Source organism: Saccharothrix sp. S26, assembly GCF_021390395.1.
Lineage (GTDB): Bacteria > Actinomycetota > Actinomycetes > Mycobacteriales > Pseudonocardiaceae > Actinosynnema.
In genome coordinates, this window is record NZ_JAJUWT010000008.1 from 179,092 (window position 1) to 203,456 (window position 24,365).

Sequence of the window (24,365 nt, forward strand, 5' to 3'; positions counted from 1 at the left end):
AGGCGTCGGGGCTCACCCGCTGCCGAGGCAGACGAACGGGCGGCGCAGCGGGTCGACCGCGATGGCGTCGGCCAGCGCCACGGCCGGTCGCGCGCCGGCGGCCAGGCTGCGGTGGTAGTCGTCCATGGCGGCGGCGCACGCCTGGTCGCCGACCCGGCTCAGCGGGGCGACCACCATCTGCGAGCCGCTGGCCAGCAGGGCGCTGGCGAACCCGAGGGGCTCGTCGCCGGGGCGGATCCGGTTGAGGGCCAGCTCGCACGCGGCCAGCACGACCTGCCGGGGCGGGTGCGCGAGCCCGGCCATCTCGTGCGCGTAGAGCGGGCCGTCGGTCAGCTCCAGCCGGGAGAACAGCGCGTTCTCCGGCTCGTGCACGCCGTGCGCGGCCAGGTGCGCGACCTCCGCGCCGTCCAACGCCTCCAGCACCGTGCTGACGGAGGCGTGCCCACCCGACATCAACGCGGCGGTGCCGTAGTGCGCGCCCAGCTTGTCGATCTCGCCGACGGCGGCGGGCAGCCCGGGACCCCGCACCAGCACGGTGCGCCCCGAGCGCCCGCCCTCGGCCCGCTCGGCGGCCAGCCACGCGGTGGCGGACGGCGCGACGACGGTGGGCCGCCCGTGCAGCGTCGGCAGCACGCCCCACGGCACGGCGTACAGCGCGCCGGTCGGCACGACGACCAGCTCCCGTCCGCCGATCAGCTCGGCCAGCGGCCGGATCAGCTGCGCGTCGAGCCGGTCGGCCTGCTTGCGCGCCGACGCCGCCATCACCTGCGCCAGCGGTTCGGGCAGGTGGTCGGGCGCGAGCGCGTTGAGGTCGGCGTTGAGCATCCGGGCGCTCTCCGCCGCCCGTTCGGCCGACCCGAGCCGGGCCAGCCGCACCTCGGAGTCGACCACGACCACCGCGACCAGGTCGTCCTCGGAGGAGGCGAAGCTGACCAGAGCCCGCTCGCCCAGCCGGGCCATCACGTCGGTCAGCCCGGCGACCGGGCGCGGCCTGCCCCAGCGGCCGGTGTGCCAGCCCAGCCGGTTCGCCTCGCGCAGCCGCTCGGCCCGGCGACCGCGCAGCGCGGCGGTCGAGTGGCCGTCGTGCTCGGCCTGGTGGATCGACTGCGTGAGGCTGCGGACCTCGGCGATCCGCTCGGCCAGCTCCGGGTCGACGTGGGTGAGCGGCTCGTAGCGGTAGGTCTGCGCCCGCGTCCGCTCCAGCCAGGAGAACAGCCGGCGGGCGTTGCCGCCGTCCAGCACCAGCCGCACGGCCAGCTCGGCCAGCTCGCGGCCGTGCAGCGCGGTCCCCGACAGCAGCTCCAGCCCGCCCACCCGGTCCCGCACGTGGTCCAGGTCCGTCAGCCCGGCCCTGATCTCGGCGAGCGCGGCGGAGCGCCGGCCGCGGGCGACGGCCAGTTCGGCGCGGCACAGCCGGCGCAGCATCCGGTGGTCGATCGGCGTGAGCTTGCCCGGTCGCGGCACGCGGTCGAGCACGCGTTGCGCGGCATCGACGTCACCGCGGCGGACCTCCAGCCGGGCCGCCAGCATCCGCGCCAGCGCGGCCTGCTCGGCGAGCCGGGGCACGGGCAGCGAGTCGGCGAAGTCCAGCGCCCGCCCGGGCAGCGCCCGCGGCACCCGCCCGGACCGCAGCGCCAGCACGGTGTCCACGCGCAGCCCGATGAGCGTCGCGTTCGCCACGCACGTCTCGCAGCCCCAGCGCCGCATCCGCTGCCGCGCCGAGGCCGCCGTGGTGAGCGCCAGGTCGAGGTCGCCGGTCATGAAGGCGGCGACGGCCCGGTGGAGCTCGACGTTGCCCAGGATCCGGGTGGTGCCGCTCTCGGCGCGCAGCGCGGCGAGCACGCTGTCGAGCTGGCTGCCCGCCTCGTCGGCCAACCCGGCGGTGATCAGCGCCTGGCCCCGGTCCATGCCCAGCAGCACCGGCACGTCCAGCCCCTGCTCCCGGTAGGACCGCTCGATCAGCTCGTAACGCCGCAACGCCGCGGGCAGGTCGCCGACGCGCAGGTCGAGCAGCCCGGCCGCGTGGTTGGCGTCGGCCGCCCGGTCCAGCAGCCCGTGCTCGGTGGCCAGCGCGATGGCCCTGGTGAGGTCCTGGCGGGCCTGGCGCACGGACCCGAGCCGGGTGTGCGCCGTGCCGCGGCTGCGCAGCGTCTTCACGACCAGGTCGACCAGCGGCGTCACCGGCCCGCCCGCGGCGAGGCGGCGTTCCTTGTGCTCCAGCGCGGCGTCGAAGGCGGTGATCGCCTCTTCGATGAAGCCCGCGTTGAGCAGCAGCAGGCCGCGGTTGTGCTCGACCCGGCCGAGCAGTTCGGTCTGCACGTCGGGATCGGCGACGTCCTCGATCAGCCGCCGCGCCTCGGCCAGGCCGTCCAGCCCCGCGGCCGGTCCGTCGGTCTCGGCCATGACGTTGGCGAACGTCGACGACAGCCGGATGCGGGTGGCGAGCCACTCGGAGCGCAGCCGCGGGTCGACGGGGTCGATCGCGTCGGCCAGGTCCTGCCCGCGCCGCAACAACCGCGCCGCCTCGTGGTGCCGTCCCGCGCAGGTCGCGTCGAGCCCACTGCGGTGCAGTTCGCGTGCTTCGCGGATGACGGTGACTTCGTCGGCAGCAGCGGTGACAGGCACCGTCCTATGACAGCACAGAACGGTGCGGAACAAAGCCCGCCGACCGGGAGACCCGGTCGGCGGGCTCGATCACGTCCGACAGCTCACTTCACCGTGCCGTCAGGGCACCCGCCGCCCGCGCACAAGGGCGACAGTTCGCCGTCCTCGAGCGTGTGGCCGTCGTGGTGCTTGTGCTGTTCCCGCTGGTCCGGCTCGGTGTCCGGGGTGACCGTCGTGGTGGTGCCGTCCTGCTGGACGCTCTCGACGGTCTCCTCCGAATAGTCGTTCCTGGTCTCGGTGGGCGTAGACAAAACGATCTCCCTCCCCTGGGATCTGTCTTGGCCGTGCAAGCGACTCATGATTGCTCTGAGTCAAGTTCGGCGGGCCCCTCGTACCGCTCGAACGGTCCAATAGTGGCACAACGGCCTAACGATCCCGAGGGGATTTCGCACATCGAGTAAGCGATCAAGCGATGCCGTGCGTAAACGACCCCGACTATCACCCTTTCAGGTAACGGGTCGTCAGGGGTTCGCGCGGGGTGAGCGGGAGTCGGTGCCCACGTCGTCCGGCGGCGCTTCCGAGGCCACGCCGGCGAGCCCGACCGGGCCGGTCTCGGCGTCCAGGAGGGCGCGCAGCACGTCCAGGCAGCGGTGCTGGGCCGGACCGAGGGCACGGCGTGGCGCGGTCGGCGACTCGGCGACCACCCGGTACTCGGGCCGACCGGCCAGCGCGCCGAGCCGCAGGAGCTCCTGGCACTTGGGCGACAACCTGCCGAAGGCGCGCCACAACCGGTGGTCGCGCTCGTCGAGCAGCACCGCGTCCCCGGGCAGGCCGTAGGAGCCGACCAGCTCCGCCGGCGCGTCGGTCGCCGCCTCGTCCCGGCGGGCGGGTGACCAGGTCCGCCGCGCCTCGCGGCGCGTGGCGACGACCAGCCAGCCCGTCAACGCGCGCACGTCGCCCAGCCGGTCGAGGTGGCGGGGCAGGGCGAGCCAGACGGCCTGCACCACGCCCTCCGCCGTGTCGCGGTCTAGGCCGTGCCCCCGTGCGACGTGCCACACCACCGGCGTCAGGTCCGCGATCAACGCGTCGAGGGCACGGCGGTCACCGGCCCGCGCGGCGACCAGGCAGGCGGCGTGCCGCCGCGCGCCCGCCGACCGCTGCCAGTCCGGGTCGGGATCGGGTCCGGTGCGCTGTGTGCCGGGCAGTTCCACCACTTCCTCTCGGTCACCCGACACACCACCACGACCACGCGGCGAAGCTCCCGCACTAATGCGGCGGACGACCCCGGGACGCGGAAAACCCCGCCCTCGTGATCGAGGACGGGGTCGCGGGCTCGGTGCGTCGCCGGATCAGGGCTCGTTCGGCTTGTAGCAGTCGGTGAACCCGTCGGGCTTCGGCTGGTTGCCCGCGAACGCGGTCACGACGTCGGACTGCCGGAGGTTCTCCGGGTAACCCGGCCAGTCGGGCTCCTGGCCGTTGACGTGCAACTCGTCCAGCCAGTAGCCGGACTGCCCGGACACCTTCTCGAACTCCAGGTCGCAACCCTTGACCCGGACCGTCACCTCGATCACCTTCTGCGAGGACTTGATCGTCCGCTTGCCGATCTTCTTCGTCTTCTTCTCCGACTCGCTGCGCGGCTCGCCGACGGCGGTGAAGCCCGCCGCCTTCAACTCCGCGACGAACTCGTCCCCCTTGCTCGAGCAGGCGACCAGGGATGCGCCCAACCCCACGGCCACCAGCACGGACGCGACCTTCGTGTTCATGGCGCACAGCAAACCCGGACGGCCGACCCGCCGCGCGCACCCCCCGCAACCGTTATCGCGCTGTGATGCCCGGTACCCGCACCGAGCGCCTCCCCGGCACGTCACAGGCACCGTGCACACATCCGTACCGCGGTTCGCCCTCGTCGCCCTCCTCGCCCTGACCACGGGCTGCTCCACCACCGTGTCGGGCTCCGGCTCCGGGACCGGGACGGTCACCACGACGACCACCAAGGCGCAGAAGACGACACCGGTGACCACGCCCGAGTCGTCCGAGCCCACCCCGAGGCCGTTGCCGACCATCGACGAGGGCGCGCCCGCGCGGTACTGCGACGACCCGTTCCCCGGCGCGCTGGGCAAGCCGATGCTGGCCGTGGTCGTGGAAACCCCGTCGGGTCGCCTGACGTGCGACCAGGCCGCCGCGATCCTGGTGGACTACTACGCCGAGCGCCGTGACCCGACACCCGGACGGCCGCCGCTGGTGATCGGCGGGATGACGTGCAACCAGGTGCCCGAACCGGCGCTGCCGCAGGTCGTGTGCGCGGGCGAGGACGACCTCGTGTACTCGATGTGGCCGCAGACCTGACCGCGCGGCTCAGAACCGGCCGAACAGCCAGTGGCCGGGCCGGTCCGGGCGCGGGTCCAAGCAGAAGTCCTTGGTGGCGCGGATGACCTCGTCCACCTCGACCGTGCCGAGGTGGTCCGCGTCGAGGCTCGCGAACAGGGCGCTTGCGGCATCCTCGGGCAGGCCGCACCGGGTCGTCAGGGCCAGGAACTCGGCGCGCTCCACCACGCCCGTGCCGTCGGTGTCGACCAACGCCAGCACGGCCGTCGCCAGCGGCCGCAGGGTCTCGTCGAACCGGGTGTGCGTGGCCCGGCCGGCCCAGGCGAGGAACTCCGACTTGCCCACCCGGCCGTCGTCGTCGGTGTCGGACTCGGCGGCCAGGGCCCGCCACAGCGCGCGGTAGGCCGAGCGGACGGCCATCGCGGCGGCCGAGCGCGGCGGGTGGCCGAACGACTGCACCAGGCGCAGCGCGAAGACCTCGTAGTCGTCCCGGCACAGGTAGCCGTCACCCGTCGCGTCCAGCAGGTCGAACCGCGGCGACGGCGTGACCGGCGCGGGGGAGTGGCCGGCGACGGCGGCCGCCCACCGGGTCGCGTCCGGCTGGGCCGCGGTGAGCACCGTGCCGTGGTTCGCGTCCGGGTAGGTCGTCAGCTCGACGGTGCTGCCCGCCGCGGCCAGCGCGTCGGCGAAGTCGTGGACCACCGCCGGCGGCACGATCTCGTCGGCCCCGGCCGCCCCCAGGAACACCGGCCGGTCCAGCCGGGCGATCGGCACCCGGCACTCGTCCAGCACCCGGGCCACGGTGGCGTGCCGGGTCAGGTCGGTCATGCCGGTCTCGTGGTTCGTGACCGCCCTGGTGGCGCGGAACATCTCGACCAGCGACACCCGCTCGGCCAGGTCGACCAGGGACGCGCCGCGGTCGGTGAGGAAGTCGTGCGCGAACTCGGGGTGCCGGGTGCGCAGGCCCGCCAGCACGATCGGCACGAACGGGCACACGGCCGCCGCCGCGTCGCTGGTGCGGGTGGCGATGACCCGCACCAGGTGCACGGGCGGCGCGAGCGCGACCGTGCCCAGGAAGTCCAGCTCCGGCGCGTAGTCCGTGGCGACCAGGGCGGTGAACAACGCGGCGTGGCCGCCCTGCGAGAAGCCCGCGACGAGCCAGCGCCGGGACAGCGGGTGGTCGAGCTGCCGCGCGGCGCGGACGATGTCGATCACGTCGTCGGCCACCGCCTCGCCGTTGAAGTACGGGTGCGGCCCGGGCGTGGCCAGGCCCTCGTAGTCCGTGGCCGTGACGGCGTAGCCGGACGCCAGCCAGGCCGCGATGTGCGCGCGTTCCAACCGCAACAGCCCGGTGCGCGACGGCGCCGTGCGGTCGGACAGGCCCGTGGTGCCGTGCGCGTACCCGACCACGGGCCAGCCGTCGGCCGGGGCAGTGCCCTCGGGGACGAACACGGACCCCGTGACGAGCCTGCCGCGGCCGTCGTGCCCGACGCCTTGGTAGAACACCCGGTACGCGGCGCCGGCGTGGTCCGGCCGCAACCGCGGCGCGAGCGGACGGGCGCGCAGGAGCGTGCCGGGGCGTCTGACGGGGTCCGTCGAGGTGGAAGCGGTCACGACACCAGGACGTTAGCGGCATCAGCCCTGCCCGATGGGGTGAACCCCGGTCAGGCGTCCCCGTCGAGGCGGTACCCCGTGCCGCGCACGGTCAGCACCAGCGCCGGCTCGTCCGGGTCGACCTCGACCTTGCGGCGCAACCGGCGGATGTGCACGTCGAGCAGCCGCGTGTCGCCGAAGTAGTCGTAACCCCAGACGCGTTGCAGCAGCTGCTCGCGGGTGACGATCCGGCCGCCCGCCGACGCCAGCTCGACCAGCAACCGGAACTCGGTCCGGGTGAGGCGCACCTCGACGCCCTCCCGGTGGACCGTGCCCACGTCGGGCCGGATCTCCAACCCGCCGACCGACAGCACCTCGTCCTGCCGCCCGCCGCCGCGCCGCCGCAGCAACGCCCGGATCCGCGCCGCCAGCACGCTGGCGACCAGCGGTTTGGTCACGTAGTCGTCCGCGCCCGCCTCCAGCCCGGCGATCACGTCGGCGGCGTCGGCCCGGGCGGTGACGATGATGATCGGCAGGTCGCCGCGCGCCCGCAGGGTGCGGCAGACCTCCAGGCCGTCCACGCCGGGCAGCATGAGGTCCACCAGCACGACATCGGGTTCGGTGACGGCGAGCAGCTCCAAGGCGTCCTCGCCCGACACGGCGTCGGTGACGGCGAAACCCTCGTCGCCCAACGCCAGGCCGAGGGCCTGCCTGATGTGCTCGTCGTCCTCGACCAGCAGAACCGAGAAGTCCATGACGCCCCGATCCTGCCGCACCGCGCCCGCACCCGCCGAGATCGCAAGGTGAACGCAAGGTTCACCCCCCGCCCCGGGCGTCACCGGTTCGCGGCGTGCTCCCGGGCCAGCTCCTCGGCCACCTGGTCCCCACCGGCCTGCCGCCACTGCGCCACGACGTCCCGCCACGCCGACGGCGGCTTGCGGCCGAACGTGATCGCGGCGATGCCGTCCCCGATGATCTGGTTGAGCTGCGCGCCCTTGCCCGCCTCGGTGCTTGAGCGCAGACCCGTGGCCGGGTTGCGGACGCTGCGCGGCAACGTCGCCTGCTGCCACTCGTGCACGGCCCGCGCCACGTCCGGGTGCCCGGGCAGGTACAGCACGGCCGGCGCGGCACCGAGGTACTTGGTGGGCAGCAGCGAGTTGTTCTCCTGCGCGTAGAGGTCGGTCGGCTTGATGCCGCCGGAGTCCTTGGTGAAGTGCTGCCCCTCGACGCCGTAGTTGGCCAGCTCGTACTCCTCGGTGCCGAACGGCGCGCTGAAGTAGTCGCAGATCCGCAGCAGCAGCTTGATCCGCGCCGCGTCGGCCTTCTTGAACGTGACGTGGCCGAACACGCCCGGCCCCTGCCACGGCGTCGGCTGCGGCCCGTACGGCCGGCCGAGGTCGAGCGCGAACCGACCGTTGATCTTGTTCAGGGTGGACAGGCTCACCGAGCCGAAACCGTCGTTGATCGAGGCCACCGTGCCGTTGTGGAAGTGGCTCTGCATGTCCGTGGAGCTGGCGGTGAGGCTGTCGGGGTAGTGCGCGCCCGCCTCGACCAGCTTGCGCATCACCTCCAGCGCCTGCTCGAACTGCGGCGTGGTGATGGTGTGCGTGAACGCGTCCCCCTGAACGGACCACGTGTTCGGCGCCCCCAGCGAGCCGGCGTGGTAGGTCACCCCGCCCAGCCCGGTGAACAGCGTCTTGAACCAGCCGACACCCCACTTGCGGTCGCCCGTCAACGCCTTCATCGCGTCCAGGTACTGCTCGGTCGTCCAGTCCCGCGGTACCCCGGCCGCGTCCATCGCGGAGCGGTTGACGAACAGGCTGTTCGCGGGCATCGGGCGTTCCAGCGGGATGCCGTGGATCCGGCCGCCGATGCGGCCCATGCCCTTCCACGCGTAGGTCGGGAGGTTGGCCAGGTTCGGGAACTCCTTCACCGCGTCCCCGCCGACGAACTCCGACAGGTCCGCGCACCGGGCCTGCACGAACTCGGCGGCGTGCGGCAGCGCCAGGTTCGTGAACATGATCATGTCCGGCAGGTCGTCACCCGACGCCATCAACGTGGCCATCTTCTGGCCGTACTCCGGGTCGGGCACGACGGTGACCTTCAGGTTCACCCCCAACGCCCGGTTGACCGCCTGCCAGTACCGGTTGTCCTCGACCGGCTTGGGCGGCGCGCCGTAGGACACGACCATCACCGTGACGTCCGAGCCGTCCCCCACGGGGCCGTGCACGGACTTGACCAGCTTCTCCGGGTAGTTCAGGAACAACGGCTGCACGCCGGTCCCGTCGCCGGGCGCGTCCGGGGTCGGCCCGCCGAACGGCACGTGCGTCGGCCACGGGGCCAGGTCCTTGCCCGCGTTGGAGACGCCACCACCGGCGCCCCCGGAGCCGCACGCCGACAGCAGCGACGGTGCGGTCAGGCCGAGCGCGCCGACGCCCGCCAGCCGCAGCAGGGAACGGCGGTCCATGCGGTGGTCCATGACGAGGTTCCTCTCCCGGCGTCGCGCCGAAAGGAGTGGGTGCGGTGGAAGGGCTTCAGGCCTTCAAGGCCCCGGTGACGACGCCCTTGACGAAGTAGCGCTGCAAGAACGGGTAGACGCACACGATGGGCAGCGTCGCCAGCATCACGACCGCCATCTGCACGGACTGCGGTGAGGTGGTGGCCAGCTCGCCGGAGGTCTCGGCCAGCGACGCGCCGCCCGTGACGTACTGGCGCAGCACGGTGCCGATCGGCCACTTCGTCTGGTCGTTGAAGTAGATGATCGCCTCGAAGAAGCGGTTCCAGTAGGCCACCGCGTAGAACAGGCCGACCACCGCGATGACCGCCTTGGACAGCGGCAGCACGACCTGGCGCAGGATGCCCAGCTCGCCCGCGCCGTCGATGCGCGCGGCGTCGACCAGCTCCGGCGGGATGGACTGGAAGAAGCCGCGCATCACGACCAGGTTGAACACGTTGACCAGGAACGGCAGCACCAGCGCCGCGTACCGGTCGAACAGGCCGGTGCCCTGCACCACCAGGAACAGCGGCACCATCCCCGGCGGGAACAGGAACGTGAACAGCACCAGCAGCAGCATGGGCTTGCCGCCGTAGACCCGGGGCCTGCTCAACGTGTACGCCAGGCCGATCGTGCACACCAGGCTCAACGCCGTGCCGATCACCGTGACGCCCGCGCTGACCAGCAACGCGCGACTGACGATCCCGCCCTGGAGGATCTCGGTGTAGGCGCTGAGGGTGAACTCGTCCGGCCACACCACCCAGCCGCCGTTGTCGATCACGTTCTGCGGGGTCGCCAGGCTCGTCGCCAGGACCGTCCACAACGGGAAGACCACCAGCAGGACCACCACGGTCAGCGCGACCGCCTTCGCGACCCGCACGGCGGGGGTCGGCCTGCCCATCCACGCCGGCGTCGTTGCCCTGCTCACGACTTGTACACCCCCTGCTCGCCCAGCCGGTGCGCCACCTTGTTCGCCGTGTAGATCAACACCACGCCCACCACGCCCTTGAACAACCCGACCGCCGCGGCGTAGCCGAAGTCGCCGTTCGCGAAGCCGGTGAAGTACACGAACGTGTCGAGCACCTCGCCGGTCTCCGGCCCCACCGACTGGCGTTGCAGGAAGAACTGCTCGAACCCGATGGACAGGAACTCGCCCAGCCGCAGCACCAGCAGCAGCACGATGACCGGCCGGATCGCGGGCAGCGTCACGTGCCACACCCGCCGCCACCAGCCCGCGCCGTCCAACGCCGCCGCCTCGTACTGCTGCTCGTCCACCTGCGACAGCGCGGCCAGGAAGATGATCGTGGCCCAGCCGCACTCCTTCCACACCAGCTGCGCCACCACCAGCGGCCCGTACAGGTCCGGGTTGCCGATGATCGCCACACCGCCCACGCCCAGCGCCGACAACCAGCCGTTCACCACGCCCGCGCCGCCCAGCATCTGCTGGAACAGCGCCACGACGATCACCCACGACAGGAAGTGCGGCAGGTACACCACGCTCTGCACGAACCGCCGCAGGGTGTCGCCCACGACGCTGTTGAGCAGCAACGCCAGCGCCAGCGGCGCGGGGAAGAAGAACACCAACTGCAAGGCCGCGATGAGCAACGTGTTCTTCACCGCGTTCCAGAACAGCGGGTCGGTGACCATGCGCTCGAAGTGCGCGAGCCCCACCCACCGGCTGCCCGAGACGCCCAGGAACGGCACGTAGTCCTGGAAGGCCAGCACGGTGCCGAACAACGCGCCGTAGTGGAAGACCAGGAAGTAGACCAGCCCCGGCGCCGCGAGCAGCAGCAGCACCCGGTCCGCCCGCAGCCGGCGCAGGGGACCGGCGCGATCTGCCTCGTGGCGCGCCGGCACGCCCGGCGGACCGGTCGCGGCGCTGCGGACCCGCGTCATGCTCACGTCGAACGCCTCTCTCGCGGTGCCCGGCCGAAACAGAACGGTCACGAAGATAAAACGGTTACACAGGTTCGTCAACGCCTTGCGTGCCCCCTTGGGCTGGGTGTATTCGCCTGTGAGAGGCCAGTCCCGCGCTCGTCGCGCGGACGTTGTGGGCGGCCGGGCTTGTGCGTAGAGTGACGAAGGAGTGCAAACGTTTACATGGATCGTCCGCCGCCCGGCCCTCTGATAGGAGCCCACTCCGTGTCACGGCGACCTGTCGCGGTCTTCGCCCTCGCCCCCTGGGCGTTCGCCGACGTGTTCCCGCCCGACCTCGTCGCCCGGTTGCGGCGGCTGGTGGACGTCGACCCGACCACGACGTTCACCTCGTTCGACGGCCCCGTCGCCACCGCGGCGCTGGCCGAGGCGGACATCCTGCTCACCGGGTGGGGCTGCCCGCGCGTCGACGCGGACCTGCTGGCCGCCGCGCCGAGGCTGCGCGCCGTCGTGCACGCCGCCGGCACCGTGAAGACCCGCCTGGACCCCGTCGTGTTCGACCGCGGCCTCGTCGTCTCCTCCGCCGCCCAGGTCAACGCCGTCCCGGTCGCCGACTACACCATGGCCATGCTGGTCCTGGGCACCAAGCGGGCGTTCAGCCGCGCCCGGCGCTACGCCACCGCCGCCGAAGGCGCCCCCGCCGACTGGCTGCCCGGCGACGACACCGGCCTGCACCACCGCACCGTCGGCGTCATCGGCGCCTCCCGCATCGGCCGCCTGGTGCTCGACCGGCTCCGCGCGTTCGACGTCGAGGTCCTGCTCCACGATCCGCACGTCACCCGCGCCGAAGCCGCACGCCTCGGCGCGGAACCCGTCGGCGTGGACGAGCTGTGCCGCCGCAGCGACGTCGTCACCGTCCACGCGCCCGCCCTGCCCGAGACCCGCCACCTGCTCGACGGCCGCCGGCTCGACCTGCTGCCCGACGGCGCCCTCGTCCTCAACACCGCCCGCGGCTCGCTGATCGACACCGACGAGCTGACCAGGGTGTGCGCCACCGGCCGGATCTCGGCGATCCTCGACGTCACCGAACCCGAGCCGCTGCCCGCCGGGCACCCGCTGTTCGCCCTGCCCAACGTGCTCATCACACCCCACCTGGCCGGCGCGCAGGGCCGCGAGCTGCGCCGCCTCGGCGAGTTCGCCGTCGCCGAGGTCGGGCGGTTCCTCAAGGGCACGCCGCTGCTCGGGCGGGTGGAACCCGAGCGCCTGCCCTACATCGCCTGACCGTGCGGTGCGACGATCTTGCGTGAGGTGAGGTGCCCATGAGCGGGTGGCGGTTAGCGGTGAGCACGCTCGGCGCACCCGGCGTGCCGCTGCGGGACAGCGCGCGCGTCGCGGCCGAACACGGCTGCGACGGCTTGGAGATCCGCGTGCACCCGGACGAGGAAGTGAGTCTCGGGATGCCGCCCGCACGGGCGGCGCGCGTGCGCGAGCAGGTCGCGGACGCCGGGCTGGAGATCGCCTGCCTCGCCGGTTACCCCAAGGTGTGCGGGCCGGGTCCGGTCGTCGACGAACTGCGCGCGTTGGTCGACCTGGCCGCGCTGCTCGGCGCACCGGCCGTCCGCGTGTTCCCCGGCGGTCCGACCGCGGGCGACGACGGCCGGGCGGCGGAGCACCTCGCCACCGTGTTGCCGGACCTGCGCGCCGCGGGCGTCCGGCTGCTGGTCGAGACCCACGACTCGCACCCGACCGGCGCTGCGGCGCTGCGCTTGGTCGAGCCGTTCGGCGACCCGGAACACGTCGCCGTGCTGTGGGACGCGGTCCACCCGTGGCGCGCGGGCGAACGGCCGGCCGAGACCCGCTCCACCCTGGCCGACTACCTGGCCTACTTCCAACTCAAGGACGTCACCACCACCGACCCGACCCCCGTCCCGCCGGGTGAGGGCGACGTGCCACTGGGGGAGTGCGGGCGACTGTTGGCGGACTGGTCGGGCTGGGTGTCCCTGGAGTGGGAACGCGCCTGGTACCCCACCATCGCCCCCCTTTCGACACCACTGCGCGCCGCCGCCGATTGGTACGATCAGTGGCGACCAACCAACCACCCGTAACCGCAACCACCCACCGATTCCCCCACCTCACCGCCCACCTCACCGTCCACGAACGGGTGAATCTCAAACCCTCACCAAAAATAACGCCGTTTCCCCAACCTCCAAACGTCGGTTGGAACAACGAGGCCGCCGACCGACCGCAGCCCTGCCCACCCCACCCCATCGCCCCATCCGCTCCGACCCGCCCCTCCGGACTGCGCGACTCGCCCTCCGGACCGCGCGACTTGCAGGACCGGCCGCCGGCCTCGGACCGAACCGCCGCAAGCCCACACCCGGGACCGCCCTCACCCGCACCCTCACTCGCGCCCGCACCCCCACCCGCCCTGGAACTCGCGCGGCACGCAGCCCCCGAGGAACCCGGCGATCCTCTCCCCGACCTGCTCGAGCAACGGCTCGGCGTGCACCAGGCAGCGGGACACGTCCGGCTCGAGATCGGTGAGCGCGAACACCTCGCCGAACCCCGCCGCCACCACCTCGCCCCGCTCGAGAGCACAGCTCCCGGCCACGGCCACCACGCCGACCCCGGCCTCCCGCGCCACCGCCGCCACCCCGGCAGGCGCCTTCCCGCGCAACGTCTGGCGATCCAGCCGACCCTCCCCGGCGACCACCAGCCGCGCCCCCGGCAACCGCTGCGCCAACCCGGTCAACTCCAGCACCAGCCCGATGCCCCGGCGCACCCGCCCGCCGAGCGCCAGCAGCGCGAACCCGGCCCCACCCGCCGCGCCCGCACCCGGCCGTGACGCGGCCCCCGGATCGAGCGGCTCCGCCCACCGCGCCAGGTCGGTGTCCAGTGCGGCGACCAGCGTGGCGTCCGCGCCCTTCTGCGGCCCGTACACCGCCGCCGCGCCGTGTGGACCCACGAGCGGGTTGTCGACGTCGCACGCCACGACCAGTTCCACCTCGCCCAGTCGCGGGTGCAGGCCGGTTCGGTCGATCTCGCGGACGGCACCCAGCGGCGAGGTCACCCCATCGAGTGAAGCTCCGTGTGCGTCGACCAGGCGCGCGCCGAGGCCCACGAGCAACCCCGTGCCCCCATCGGTGGTCGCGCTGCCGCCCAAACCGACCACGATCGTGTGATGCCCCGCGTCCAACGCCGCCGCGATCACCCGACCGGTGCCCAGGGTGGAGGCCGCAGCCGCGCGGTCCGGCGTCACGGGCACGTCCGCGACCAACCCGAGCCCGGACGCCTCGGCCAGCTCCACGACCGCGACCCCGTCCCGCGACGCATACCGTGCGATCACCGGACGGCCCAACGGGTCGGTCGTCCGCACCGGCACGGCCGCGAAACCGGCGCCGAGCAGGGCGTCCACGGTGCCCTCCCCGCCGTCCGCGACGGGGTGCTCGTGCACGACCACCCCGTGCCGGCGCAACCCGCGCGCCACGGCGCCCGTCGCCCGTCGCGCCGACAACGAGCCCTTGAACGAGTCCAGCGCCACGACGACATGGCCCACCTGCGACGACGTCACGCGCACATGGAAAGCGCTTTCCCATCCCACGTCAAGCCCCAGCGTCGACCTTGACGGACCACCCACCACGCTGAATACTGCCGAGGAAAGCGCTTTCCGACCTGGAGGTCCGCCGGTGACCGCGTTGTCCGTGCGACACGACATCGGAGCCGCCCTGACGGTGTCCGCCGGGACCGTCGACCTGGCCCGCTACGTCTACGTCCCCGACACGCCGCAGCTGGAGTCACCCAAGCCCTACCTGCACCCGATCCGCACGAGGGCCGGCCGGGTGGTGAGCCTCTTCCGCCCGCACGACCACGTCTGGCACAAGGGCATCGCCTGGTCGCTGCCCAACGTCGGCGACGAGAACTTCTGGGGCGGCCCCACCTACGTGCACGGGCAGTCCTACGTGCAGCTGGACAACAACGGCACCCAGCGGCACCGGCGCGTGGTCGACGTCGGCATCGCCGAAGACACCGCCTGGTTCACCCATGAGTTGGATTGGATCACCCAATCCGGCCAGACCGTGATCACCGAGCGTCGAGCGATCACCGCGACCCTGCTGTCCCCCGACGCCTGGGCCCTGACCTTCGACACCACCCTGACCAACGCCTCCGGCCACGAGATCGCGTTCGGCTCGCCGACCACGCGCGGCCGGGACAACGCGGGCTACGGCGGCCTGTTCTGGCGCGGACCGCGCTCGTTCACCGGTGGGGACGTCGTCACGCCCGACGGCGTGGGCGGCGACGAGGTCCGCGGCCGGCGCGCCGAGTGGATGGCGTTCGCGGGCAGGCACGACGGCGACGCGGCCGAGTCGCTGGTCCTCGTCGTCGACCACGACACCAACCCGCACCACCCGCCGCGGTGGTTCACCCGGACCGTGGAGTTCGCGTGCCTGAACCCGGCCCCGTTCTTCAGCGAGGAGCTCGCGGTCGCGGACGGCGAGGCGGTGCGCTTCCGCTACGGCGTCGGCGTGGCCGACAGCGGCGCGGACGACGCGAAGTCCCTGGCCGCGGCCGTTCGCGAGGTGCTGCGCCAGGTGGCGGAGTGAGCACGTTCCCCGGCGGCACGTCGCTGTCGTTCCTGGACGTCTACGACGACGCCGCTCCCGACGGTGTCGTGGGCGGCAGCCCGCACCTGCACCTGGCGTCGACCGAGTGCTACATCGTCGTGGGCGGGGAGGGCGAGCTGCACACGGTGACCCTCGACGGCTGCCGCGAGACCCCGCTCCACCCCGGTTCGGTCGTCTGGTTCACCCCGGGCACCATCCACCGCGCGGTCAACCACGGCGGCCTGCGGGTGGTCGTGCTCATGGCCAACGCCGGCCTGCCCGAGGCCGGTGACGCGGTGATGACGTTCCCGCCGCACGTGCTCGCCGACCCGGATCGCTACCGCGCCGCCGTGACCCTGCCCCCGCGCGCCACAGAGGCCGAACGCGCCGCCGACGCCCGCGAGCGCCGCGACCTGGCCGTCGAGGGCTTCCTCCCCATCCGGGACGCGGTCCGCGACGGGAACACGGCCCCGCTGCGGGAGTTCCACGCCGCCGCCGCGGCCCTGGTGCGGGCCCGCGCCGGGACGTGGGCGTCGATCGTGCGCGACGGCCCGCTCAGCCAGGCCGAGGCCACGCTCTCGCTGACCGCGGACCTGGTCGCGGGCACGGCCCGGCACCTGGAACGCGCGTCCGTGTTCCACTCCACGGCAGGACGGGCGTTCGGCATGTGCGGCCGCCTGACCCCCGTCGACACCTCGGGTCCCGCAGCAGACGAGGAGCACTCATCGTGACCACCCGCACCTGCGCGATCGTCGGCACGGGCGCGATCGCCGGCGCCCACGCCGAGGCGATCACCGCACTGCCCGGCCGGGCCCGGCTCGTCGGCGCGGTGGACGTGCAGCCGGACCGCGCGGAGGCGTTCGCCGCGACGTGGGGCGTGCCGACCTACCCGACCCTGGCCGCCCTGCTCGACGCCGAACGGCCCGACCTGGTCCACCTGTGCACGCCGCCGGGCTCCCACCTGCCGCTCGCGCTGGAGTGCCTGGCCGCGGGCGCCGCGCCCGTGGTGGAGAAGCCGCCGGTGCTCTCCCTGGCCGAACTCGACCGCCTGCGTGCCGCCGAGGCCGCGGCCGGTGTGCCCGTGGCCACCGTGTTCCAGCACCGGTTCGGCTCCGGTGCCGTGCGGCTGCGTCGCCTGCTGGCCGAAGGCGTCCTGGGCCGACCGCTGCTGGCGTCCGCGCACACGCTGTGGTTCCGCGACGACGACTACTTCGCCGTGCCGTGGCGCGGTCGCTGGGACGTCGAGGGCGGCGGACCGACCATGGGGCACGGCATCCACCAGTTCGACCTGCTGCTGTCGATCCTCGGCCCGTGGACCAGCGTCACGGCGATCGCGGAACGCCAAGCCCGTCCCACCGACACCGAAGACGTCTCCGCCGCCCTCGTGCGCTTCCGCTCCGGCGCCGTGGCCACCGTGGTCAACTCCCTGGTGTCGCCGCGCCAGACCAGCCAGCTGCGCTTCGACTTCGACCACGCCACCGTCGACCTGGAGCACCTCTACGGCTACACGAACGCCAACTGGTCGCTGACCGCGGCCCCGGACGTCACCGCGGCCTGGGACAGCGACCAGGCCGACATCCCCAGCGGCCACACCGCCCAGCTCACCGCCGTGCTGGACGCCCTGGACGCGGGGGAGACCCCACCGGTCTCCACCACCGACACCAGGATGACCATGGAGTTCGTCGCCGCCGTCTACGCCTCCTCGTTCACCGGCCGCACGGTGACCCAGGGCGAGATCGCGGAGGGCAACCCGTTCTACGACAGCATGGCCGGCACCGGCGCACCCTGGCTGAGCCTCGCGGACGGCGCGTCAACGCAGGCGTGACAGGTCGGCCGCCGCTCGTTGTCGGTGGTCGCCGCTAACGTCCGCGCCATGCCCGCCACCGTGCTGCCCACCGACAACGGCCGCGAGATCCCCGGCCTCGCCGCGCTCGCCCGCACCGCCACGCGCCTGCACCCGAGCCCCGGTGCACCCACCGTCCACGACAGCCACCTGGGCGGACCCCTGCTGTGGCCCGTCGAGGAGCCGTGGCCGCACTGCGACGGAAGACTGCCCAGCAACAGCGGACGACCCGAGGAAGGGTGGTCCGCCGACCACGCCCTCGACGTGCCGGTCGCCCTGGTCGGCGCCGCCCAGTTCTTCCGCCGCGACTTCCCCGACCTGCCGTTCCCCGAGCACGCCGACCTGCTCCAAGTCTTGTTCTGCCCCAACGAGCACAGCAGCATGGAGTACTGGGGGCCGGGCGTGCACCTGGTCTGGCGCGACTCCACCGGCGTGACGGACGTCGCCCCACCGCCGGAGCCGGTGGTCGCCGCGGACATGTTCCTGCCCCGCCCCCGCGTGCTGAACCCGTGCCGGATCACCGAATACCCGATGCTCCGCGAGCTCCCCGGAGCGATCAAGTCGACGCTGTCGTCCGTGGACGAGGACGACTGGCCGGAGGTCGCTCAGGGCTCCAAGCTCGGCGGCTGGACGTTCTGGTGGCAAACCGACCCCTGGCAGCTCACGTGCCGCGAGTGCGACGCGGATCTGCGGCTGCTGATGGCTTTGCACACCTCCGAGCACGACGACGACCTGTGCTCCTGCGGTCGGGACGCAGTGGACCCCGCCCAGTGGGAGTTCGGCAGGGAAGGCGCCTTGAACATCTTCACCTGCCCGACCGACAGCAGACACCCGTTCAAGCTCGCCATCGACTGACGACCGGCGAGGCCGTCCCCGCGTGGCCCATGCGGGTGATTGCCCGTCAGCGACCCGGGGGTGGGGTGGGAGTGCTGGTACAACGCGGGTATGAGCTTCGACGGGGAAGTCGGGGAGATGGTCCGCGCCAACCAGGCCAACTGGGACGCCCGGACACCGGTCCACGCGGCGAGTGAGTTCTACGCGATCGGCAGGCGCGATCCGCACGGGTGGTTCGCGCCGTTCGAGTGGCACGACCTCGGCGACCTCGCCGGCCGGGAGGTGGTGCACCTCCAGTGCCACATCGGGATCGAGACGATCGCCCTCGCCCGGCAGGGCGCCCGCGTCACCGGGCTCGACTTCTCGACCGCCGCGGTCGCCGAGGCGCGTCGCATCGCCGCCGAGGAAGGTGTCTCGATCGAGTACGTGCGAGCCGACGTCCACGACGCGGTGGCACACCTCGGCTCCGGTCGGTTCGACGTCGTCTACACCGGCAAGGGCGCGCTGTGCTACCTGCCGGACCTGCCCCGGTGGGCGGCGACGGTGGCCGAGCTGCTCAAGCCGGGCGGGTTCGCCTACATCGCGGAGTTCCACCCGGTGCTCACCGCGCTGGGCACGTCCCCCGGACCCGACGACGGGCCGGAACTGCTGCTGCGCCACGACTACCTCGAAGGACGCGGCGCGGTCGTGCGCGATTCGACCTACACCTACACCGACGGCCCCGCGCTGACCTCCGCCACCGCGTCGTACGAGTGGAGGCACTCCCTCGGCGAGCTCGTCACCACGCTCGTCCGCGCGGGCCTGCGCATCGACAGCCTGACCGAGACCGACGAGCTGCCGTGGCCGCGTTGGGCCCGGATGACGCGCGCCGAAAGCGGCTGGTGGACGTTGCCCGACGACGACCCGAAGATCGCGCTGCTGTTCGGCCTCAAAGCGTCCAAGCCCGCGCCGTGACGTCGCGGCCGGAAACACCGGGCCGCTGAGCCGTACGCGCAACTTTGCGGTTTGCGTCCGACCACGCGCCGCTACGCTGTGCAGCCTCGATCGACGCAGTCACACAGCGATGAGCGGTGGAGTGGAACAGCACGACACAACCCCGTGGCCGGCGGGCAGCGTCTCCAACTCGGTGCGCGGTGAGGTGAACGGTGCCCTGGTGCAGGCCGGCGCCATCTTCGGTGGCGTGCACTTCCACCACCGGGCCGCGCCGCCCGAACCCCCGCCAGCCGACCGCAGGCCGTCCGGGCTGGCACCCGAGGTCGAGGTCGACGGCACCGCGTACCTCGTGCACGACCACCCGGCGGAAGCCCGGTCGACCGGTGACGGCGGCGCGACCGTCCGGCAGGCGAGGTGCCTGCGCCTGGGGCCCGGTGGCGGGTTCGGCTGGTTGCGCCGCGTCGAGGTGCGTGCCGCCACACCCGCGGCCCGACAAGCCCGGCACGCGGTGGCCGCGGAACACGACCTCCTGCGCCGGCTGTCGGGCCGGGTGCCCGGACTGCCCGCCGTGCTCGACTTCGTCGAAGGGCCGGACGACACCACCCTGGTGACCGCCTGGCCGCGGACTCGGTCGCACCGGCCCTGCGACCCGCTCGACGCCCTGCTGCCCGCCGGGCCGGTGAAGGACCCGGGAATGCTGGCGCGGGTGTGCCAAGCCCTGGCGTCCCTGTGCGCGACGCTGTCCGCGCTGCACGCCCACGGCACCGCGCACGGCGCGCTCACCCCGGCCGAGCTGATCATGCGTGACGACGGCACGCTCCTCCTGCGCGACCTCGGCCGGACCGACCCGGGGCCGGCCGAGTACCCGACACCCGAACACCTCGCGCGCGACACCACGGGCCCCTGGACCGACGTCCACCAGGTCGGCGCCATCGCCTACCACCTGCTCACCGGCCGGCAGCCCGGCCCGCACGCGCCCGTGCCGATCCGCGCGTGGAACGCCGACGTGCCCGCGGACCTCGCCGACGCGGTGGCCGCGGCCCTGGCCCCGGCCCGCGCCGACCGACCGGACGCGGCCGCTCTCGGGGCGCGGCTGCGCGGCCTCGCCCACCCCACCCGCTGAAGGAGCCCGGTGCGTTCCGTCCACGTCCCCCTCCCCGGGGTGATCCACCTCGTCGCGTCCGCCGAGGACGACCACCGGCTGCGGGAGAAGCTCCGCGGCCACCCCGGTCTCCCGCAGAGCGTCGAGCAGGTGGTGGCCGAGCTGTCCGCCTCCCGCCACGGCGTCCCCGCGACGGTGGACGAACCCAACCGGTGGAACGGCAAGCGCACGCTCCTGCTCTACGGCACGGCGTGGTCGATCCGCCTGGAACCGACCCACTCCGGCCGCGGGTACAAGGTGAAGTGGGTCGACCCGCTCCGGATCCGCGACCACCACCGGCTCGCCCGGCAGTTCCTGTCCCTGCACGCCCCCGGCTGGCGGCGCGTCGACACCCTGTACGAGCTGCACGAGGGCACGCGGTCGTGCTGGCCGCAGATCGAGCAGCACTGGGAGCGGCTCGTGACGTCCCAGGCGTCGCCGTCGCCCGCGCTCCCGCCGCACCACACGGCGTTCCTCGACGTCGTGGAGCGGGTCGTCGACGCGGGTGAGCGGATCTTCGTGACGGCGGCGAAGGACGAGCGGCCCCACCCGTACCGCGACGTCACCCCGGTCGGCGAGGTGCGGCACGGCGCCCACGCGGTGTACGGCTTCACGATGGTGCGGTCCCAGCTGCCGGAAGAGGGCGCGTTCGTCCAGGTCAAGGGCTACGACGAGTACCGCGGCCAGGTGGTGCGGCTGGACGGCCGGTCGACGACGGTGCGGTTCGACGAACCCGTGGACTGGAAGCTCCTGCCGAAGACCGGCGAGCTGGAGACCACCACGAGCACGGTGGTGTTCAAGAAGCAGCGGGAAGCGATCACCGCCCTGCGCGACCGCCGAACGCTCAACCCGCATCTGCTGCGAGCCCTCGTGGACGCCCGCACGAGGCCGCTCGCCGAGGCCGCGGACGTGCCGAACGAGACGCTGGACCCCGACCAGCTCCAGGCGTTCCGCCGGGCCTTGGCCGTCGAGGACCTGATGCTCGTGCTCGGACCGCCCGGCACGGGCAAGACGCGGGTGATCAGCCAGGTCGCCACGGCGGCGGCACGCGGTCAGGGGTGGACGCGGCCACCCCAGCGGGTGCTCGTCACCTCGCACTCCAACCGGGCGGTGGACAACATCCTGCCCAGGTTGGCGCCCGACCTCGTGGTGGTGCGGGTCGGCAACCCCGGCATGGTCACCGACGAGGGACGCCCCTACCTGCTGGACGAGCAGGCGCGGCAGTTGCGCGGTGAGGTGCTCGCGGGCGTCGACCGCGGGCTGCGCCGGTTCGCCGACCTGGAGATCGCGCAGAAGTGGGCCGACGAGCTGGCCGGCCGGGTGGACGCCCTGCTGGCCGCGTTCGCCGACACCGACCAGGCGCACGCCGCCGTGGCCGCGGCCCGCCGTGCCGCCGGAGGACCCGCCCAAGCCGCCGTGGACGGGCTGGAAGCGGCCCTGGTCGACCTCGACCGACGGCTGGCGCGCGTGCACGGGTCGATCGATCGTGCCACCGACCTCGGCCGGTTGCCGCTGCTCGGGTGGTGGGCGCGGTGGCGGGTCGCCACGCTCCGGTCGCGGGGTCGGCAACTGGACACGGCCCGGCAGGGCCACGTCGAAGGTCTGCGCCGGGCCCGGCTCCACCTGGAGGCCGTCACCGACCCGGTGCCGCAGGTGCGTCACGCGCTCTCGACGTTGGCACAGCGGTGGGAGAACGCGGAGAAGGCCCGCGAGTCCGCGCTCATCGCCGCGAACGCCTCACGTGCGGCCGTGGGCGGGTGGGAACCACCACCCGACGTCCGCGACACCCCGGACCCGACGGCGACCCGGCAAGACCTGGTGAACCTCCTCTCCTGGCTCGGGTCGCGGCTGCCGGTGCTGCACGCCCGCGCGCGCCTGCTCGCCGAATGGCGTCAGGAGGTCTCCGGTGCCACCACGCAACTGCACCCCGAGCTGATCCGGTACGCCCACGTCATCGCGGCCACCACGATCGGCACGGCGTCCCGCCCCGAGCTGTCGGACGTGGACTTCGACCTCGCGATCGTGGACGAGGCCGGGCAGATCGGCACCGCCGACCTGCTGGTGCCGCTCGTGCGCGCACGGCGTGCCGTGCTCGTGGGCGACCAGCAGCAGTTGCCGCCGTTCCTCGACTCCGAGGTCGAAGCCTGGGGCAGGGAGGTGGGTGACGCGCGCATCCGGGAGCTGCTCGCGAAGAGCGCGCTGGAACACCTGGTGGACCGCCTGCCCCGGACGAACGTCGTGCCGTTGACGTGGCAGCGGCGGATGCCCGAGGTGATCGCCGAGTTCAGCTCGCGGATGTTCTACGGCGGCAGGCTGCGCACCGCGGGCACGCACGTCCACGACGACGACCTGTTCACCAGCCCGCTGGTGTTCGTCGACACCGCGCGGCTGCCCGAGCACCGGCGGCGGGAACGTGCCGCCAACCAGCGCGACCACCGCCAGAACGGCTACCACAACCCGGCCGAGGCGGTGCTGCTGTCGCGGTTGGCGGCGCACTACGACGCGGCGGGCCGCGACTGGGCGGTGATCGTGCCCTACACCGCGCAGGTCAAGGAGGTCGTCAAGGCCGTCGTGGAGCTGATCGGCAAAGAGGCCCAGGTGCGGCTCAACGTCGGCTCGGTCGACTCGTTCCAGGGCGGCGAGCGCCAGGTGATCCTCTACGGCTTCACCCGCAGCAACCCCGACGGCAACGTGGGCTTCCTGCGCGAGCTGCGGCGCGCGAACGTCGCCTTCACCCGGGCCAAGCGGCAACTGGTGCTGGTGGGCGACCTCGGCACGCTGACGTCCGCGCGGGACGCCGGTTTCCGCGACCTGGCGAGGGCCTTGCGCGACCACGTGGCGACGGCGGGGGAGATCCGGCAGTACGACGACGTCCTCGACCGGATCGGCGGCGCGCGATGAGCACCAAGGCGAAGCTGTTCCCCTACCCCGAGCAGCGCGCGCTGGAGGACGCCACGTTCGAGCGCGACATCATCCCGCTGCGCATCCACTCGCTGCTGCTGCCGGTGTGGAAGGTGACCGTGCAGGCCACCGTGGTCGTCGCCGAGGACTACGACCTCATCGACCGCTACCTGTCCCGGGGCATCGCCGAAGCCGGCCTGTCCACCACACCCGAGCTGGCGGCGTTCTTCTCCCTGGAACCGGCCCTGGTGGACCGGGCGCTGCGCGCACTGGAGGCGGTCGGGCACCTCGGGACGACCGACGGCCACTGGCGGCTGACCGAGGTCGGCCTGCGCTCCGTGCGCGACGGCCGGCGTTACGAGGTCACCAACGAGGACCGCCGCGAGCTGTACTTCGACGGCTTCGCCAGCCGCCCGTTGCCCAAGGTCTGCTACGACCCCCGCAAGGTCACCCTGCTGTCGCCGGACGACGTGCCGCCCAACGGCTGGTTCCGCGAGCTGTTCACGCGGTGGAGCTTCGACCTGGCCGCCCTGCCCGCCCTGTCCACCAACCCGGACCGCGCCCGGTTCAACCTGCCCGAGCGGATCGACAACCCCCGTCCCCTCGGCCCACCGGAACTGGTCTACCTGCCGCTGATCGTGGTGAGCGGCGTGTCACCGGCGGGCCGGGCGCGGCACCTCGCCTACACCCAGGCGTCGGGCGAGGCCGACCAGGACCTCAGCGCCCTGGTCGAGTCCACACCCGACATCACCGCGAGCCTGCGCAACGAACAGCACGCCGCCGAACCGGACCGGGAGGAGAAGCAGGCGACGGAGTGGGCCGACCGCCTCGACCTCACCGACCACCGCCTGGTCCGGCTGCCCAGCGGCCTGCTGCGCGTCGTGCTGCCGGCCGAGCACTTCGGCGCGGACCGAGCCCTCCCGCTGCACCAGCTCGGCTCCTTCGTCGTGCGCGGCAGCACGTTCTTCCAGCCGTGGTGCGACGACGTGCGACTGCGCCAACGCGCCCTGCTGAGCCGAACGCGGTCCCTGCTGACCACCCGCGCCCGCATCGACACCACGCGGATCCGACCGCGGCTGGAACGCGTCGCCCGCCAACTGGACGCGGGCCGGGCCGACCTCACCACGCTCCGCGCCTTGGCCGAGCGCTCGGGTGACACGGGCCTCGTGACGCGACTGGACGAGCTCATGACGTCCCAGCGGGCATGACGAGCGGGCAGAT

General features: G+C 73.1%; 21 protein-coding genes. 11 read left to right on the forward strand and 10 right to left on the reverse strand.

From position 1 onward, the window contains the following. Positions 1 to 12 precede the first annotated feature (12 nt). The 4 genes from LZG04_RS15005 to LZG04_RS15020 form a co-directional block, all read right to left on the reverse strand. Positions 13 to 2,625 carry a CHAT domain-containing protein gene (locus LZG04_RS15005; protein WP_233817270.1) on the reverse strand — a complete coding sequence of 871 codons (2,613 nt, stop codon included), beginning with the start codon at positions 2,623 to 2,625 and terminating at the stop codon, positions 13 to 15. 83 nt (positions 2,626 to 2,708) lie between these two features. Beyond that, on the reverse strand, positions 2,709 to 2,915 hold the full coding sequence (locus LZG04_RS15010) for a hypothetical protein (RefSeq protein WP_233817272.1): 207 nt from the start codon (positions 2,913 to 2,915) through the stop codon (positions 2,709 to 2,711). A 210-nt stretch (positions 2,916 to 3,125) separates the two neighbouring features. Next, complete coding sequence (locus LZG04_RS15015; protein WP_267936507.1) at positions 3,126 to 3,809, reverse strand: sigma-70 family RNA polymerase sigma factor; 684 nt, start codon at positions 3,807 to 3,809, stop codon at positions 3,126 to 3,128. A gap of 144 nt (positions 3,810 to 3,953) precedes the next feature. Further along, complete coding sequence (locus LZG04_RS15020) at positions 3,954 to 4,367, reverse strand: hypothetical protein (protein WP_233817276.1); 414 nt, start codon at positions 4,365 to 4,367, stop codon at positions 3,954 to 3,956. 112 nt (positions 4,368 to 4,479) lie between these two features. On the opposite strand from LZG04_RS15020, the gene LZG04_RS15025 reads away from it, so the two are divergent. After that, entirely contained in the window at positions 4,480 to 4,950 is a 471-nt protein-coding gene (locus LZG04_RS15025) for a hypothetical protein (protein ID WP_233817278.1), read from the forward strand. Between the two features lie 9 nt (positions 4,951 to 4,959). Here the strand turns inward: LZG04_RS15025 and LZG04_RS15030 are convergent, their stop codons facing one another. The 5 genes from LZG04_RS15030 to LZG04_RS15050 form a co-directional block, all read right to left on the reverse strand. Next, positions 4,960 to 6,543 (reverse strand): lipase family protein, encoded by a 1,584-nt coding sequence (locus LZG04_RS15030; RefSeq protein ID WP_233817279.1) that lies wholly within the window; start codon positions 6,541 to 6,543, stop codon positions 4,960 to 4,962. A gap of 50 nt (positions 6,544 to 6,593) precedes the next feature. Next, on the reverse strand, positions 6,594 to 7,277 hold the full coding sequence (locus LZG04_RS15035) for a response regulator transcription factor (RefSeq protein ID WP_233817281.1): 684 nt from the start codon (positions 7,275 to 7,277) through the stop codon (positions 6,594 to 6,596). Positions 7,278 to 7,357: 80 nt separating this feature from the next. Continuing rightward, positions 7,358 to 9,001: an extracellular solute-binding protein gene (locus LZG04_RS15040; protein ID WP_233817302.1), complete on the reverse strand. Its 1,644-nt coding sequence runs from the start codon at positions 8,999 to 9,001 to the stop codon at positions 7,358 to 7,360. Between the two features lie 55 nt (positions 9,002 to 9,056). Further along, positions 9,057 to 9,944: a carbohydrate ABC transporter permease gene (locus LZG04_RS42505; RefSeq protein ID WP_233817304.1), complete on the reverse strand. Its 888-nt coding sequence runs from the start codon at positions 9,942 to 9,944 to the stop codon at positions 9,057 to 9,059. Further along, entirely contained in the window at positions 9,941 to 10,963 is a 1,023-nt protein-coding gene (locus LZG04_RS15050) for a sugar ABC transporter permease (RefSeq protein ID WP_233817306.1), read from the reverse strand. Before LZG04_RS15050 ends, LZG04_RS42505 begins: the two co-directional genes overlap by 4 nt. A gap of 195 nt (positions 10,964 to 11,158) precedes the next feature. Here LZG04_RS15050 and LZG04_RS42510 point away from each other — a divergent pair, with 195 nt between their 5' ends. After that, on the forward strand, positions 11,159 to 12,172 hold the full coding sequence (locus LZG04_RS42510) for a hydroxyacid dehydrogenase (protein WP_233817308.1): 1,014 nt from the start codon (positions 11,159 to 11,161) through the stop codon (positions 12,170 to 12,172). Positions 12,173 to 12,210: 38 nt separating this feature from the next. After that, positions 12,211 to 12,996, forward strand: coding sequence for a sugar phosphate isomerase/epimerase (locus LZG04_RS15060; protein ID WP_233817310.1), 786 nt, complete (start codon positions 12,211 to 12,213; stop codon positions 12,994 to 12,996). 296 nt (positions 12,997 to 13,292) lie between these two features. Here the strand turns inward: LZG04_RS15060 and LZG04_RS15065 are convergent, their stop codons facing one another. Continuing rightward, positions 13,293 to 14,462, reverse strand: coding sequence for a glycerate kinase (locus tag LZG04_RS15065; protein WP_233817312.1), 1,170 nt, complete (start codon positions 14,460 to 14,462; stop codon positions 13,293 to 13,295). A 115-nt stretch (positions 14,463 to 14,577) separates the two neighbouring features. Here LZG04_RS15065 and LZG04_RS15070 point away from each other — a divergent pair, with 115 nt between their 5' ends. The 8 genes from LZG04_RS15070 to LZG04_RS15105 all read left to right on the forward strand — a co-directional run bounded on the left by LZG04_RS15070 (position 14,578) and on the right by LZG04_RS15105 (position 24,352). Then, positions 14,578 to 15,492 (forward strand): PmoA family protein, encoded by a 915-nt coding sequence (locus tag LZG04_RS15070; RefSeq protein WP_233817314.1) that lies wholly within the window; start codon positions 14,578 to 14,580, stop codon positions 15,490 to 15,492. Next, positions 15,489 to 16,223 carry a cupin domain-containing protein gene (locus tag LZG04_RS15075; RefSeq protein WP_233817316.1) on the forward strand — a complete coding sequence of 245 codons (735 nt, stop codon included), beginning with the start codon at positions 15,489 to 15,491 and terminating at the stop codon, positions 16,221 to 16,223. The genes LZG04_RS15070 and LZG04_RS15075 overlap by 4 nt, the downstream gene beginning before the upstream one ends. After that, positions 16,220 to 17,317: a Gfo/Idh/MocA family protein gene (locus tag LZG04_RS42515; protein ID WP_233817318.1), complete on the forward strand. Its 1,098-nt coding sequence runs from the start codon at positions 16,220 to 16,222 to the stop codon at positions 17,315 to 17,317. Before LZG04_RS15075 ends, LZG04_RS42515 begins: the two co-directional genes overlap by 4 nt. Before the next feature lie 48 nt (positions 17,318 to 17,365). Continuing rightward, on the forward strand, positions 17,366 to 18,190 hold the full coding sequence (locus LZG04_RS15085) for a hypothetical protein (RefSeq protein WP_233817320.1): 825 nt from the start codon (positions 17,366 to 17,368) through the stop codon (positions 18,188 to 18,190). A gap of 90 nt (positions 18,191 to 18,280) precedes the next feature. Next, positions 18,281 to 19,123 carry a class I SAM-dependent methyltransferase gene (locus LZG04_RS15090; protein ID WP_233817322.1) on the forward strand — a complete coding sequence of 281 codons (843 nt, stop codon included), beginning with the start codon at positions 18,281 to 18,283 and terminating at the stop codon, positions 19,121 to 19,123. 121 nt (positions 19,124 to 19,244) lie between these two features. Continuing rightward, positions 19,245 to 20,225 carry a hypothetical protein gene (locus tag LZG04_RS15095; RefSeq protein ID WP_233817324.1) on the forward strand — a complete coding sequence of 327 codons (981 nt, stop codon included), beginning with the start codon at positions 19,245 to 19,247 and terminating at the stop codon, positions 20,223 to 20,225. A gap of 9 nt (positions 20,226 to 20,234) precedes the next feature. Beyond that, on the forward strand, positions 20,235 to 23,144 hold the full coding sequence (locus tag LZG04_RS15100; RefSeq protein WP_233817326.1) for a DEAD/DEAH box helicase: 2,910 nt from the start codon (positions 20,235 to 20,237) through the stop codon (positions 23,142 to 23,144). Further along, positions 23,141 to 24,352 carry a hypothetical protein gene (locus tag LZG04_RS15105; RefSeq protein WP_233817328.1) on the forward strand — a complete coding sequence of 404 codons (1,212 nt, stop codon included), beginning with the start codon at positions 23,141 to 23,143 and terminating at the stop codon, positions 24,350 to 24,352. Before LZG04_RS15100 ends, LZG04_RS15105 begins: the two co-directional genes overlap by 4 nt. Positions 24,353 to 24,365: the final 13 nt, after the last annotated feature.

Coding starts and splice junctions, on each gene's coding strand:
- LZG04_RS15020 (WP_233817276.1), bottom strand. CDS start 4,367: ATGAACACGAAGGTCGCGTCCGTGCTGGTGGCCGTGGGGTTGGGCGCA.
- LZG04_RS15035 (WP_233817281.1), bottom strand. CDS start 7,277: ATGGACTTCTCGGTTCTGCTGGTCGAGGACGACGAGCACATCAGGCAG.
- LZG04_RS15040 (WP_233817302.1), bottom strand. CDS start 9,001: ATGGACCACCGCATGGACCGCCGTTCCCTGCTGCGGCTGGCGGGCGTC.
- LZG04_RS15060 (WP_233817310.1), top strand. CDS start 12,211: ATGAGCGGGTGGCGGTTAGCGGTGAGCACGCTCGGCGCACCCGGCGTG.
- LZG04_RS15085 (WP_233817320.1), top strand. CDS start 17,366: ATGCCCGCCACCGTGCTGCCCACCGACAACGGCCGCGAGATCCCCGGC.
- LZG04_RS15090 (WP_233817322.1), top strand. CDS start 18,281: ATGAGCTTCGACGGGGAAGTCGGGGAGATGGTCCGCGCCAACCAGGCC.
- LZG04_RS15105 (WP_233817328.1), top strand. CDS start 23,141: ATGAGCACCAAGGCGAAGCTGTTCCCCTACCCCGAGCAGCGCGCGCTG.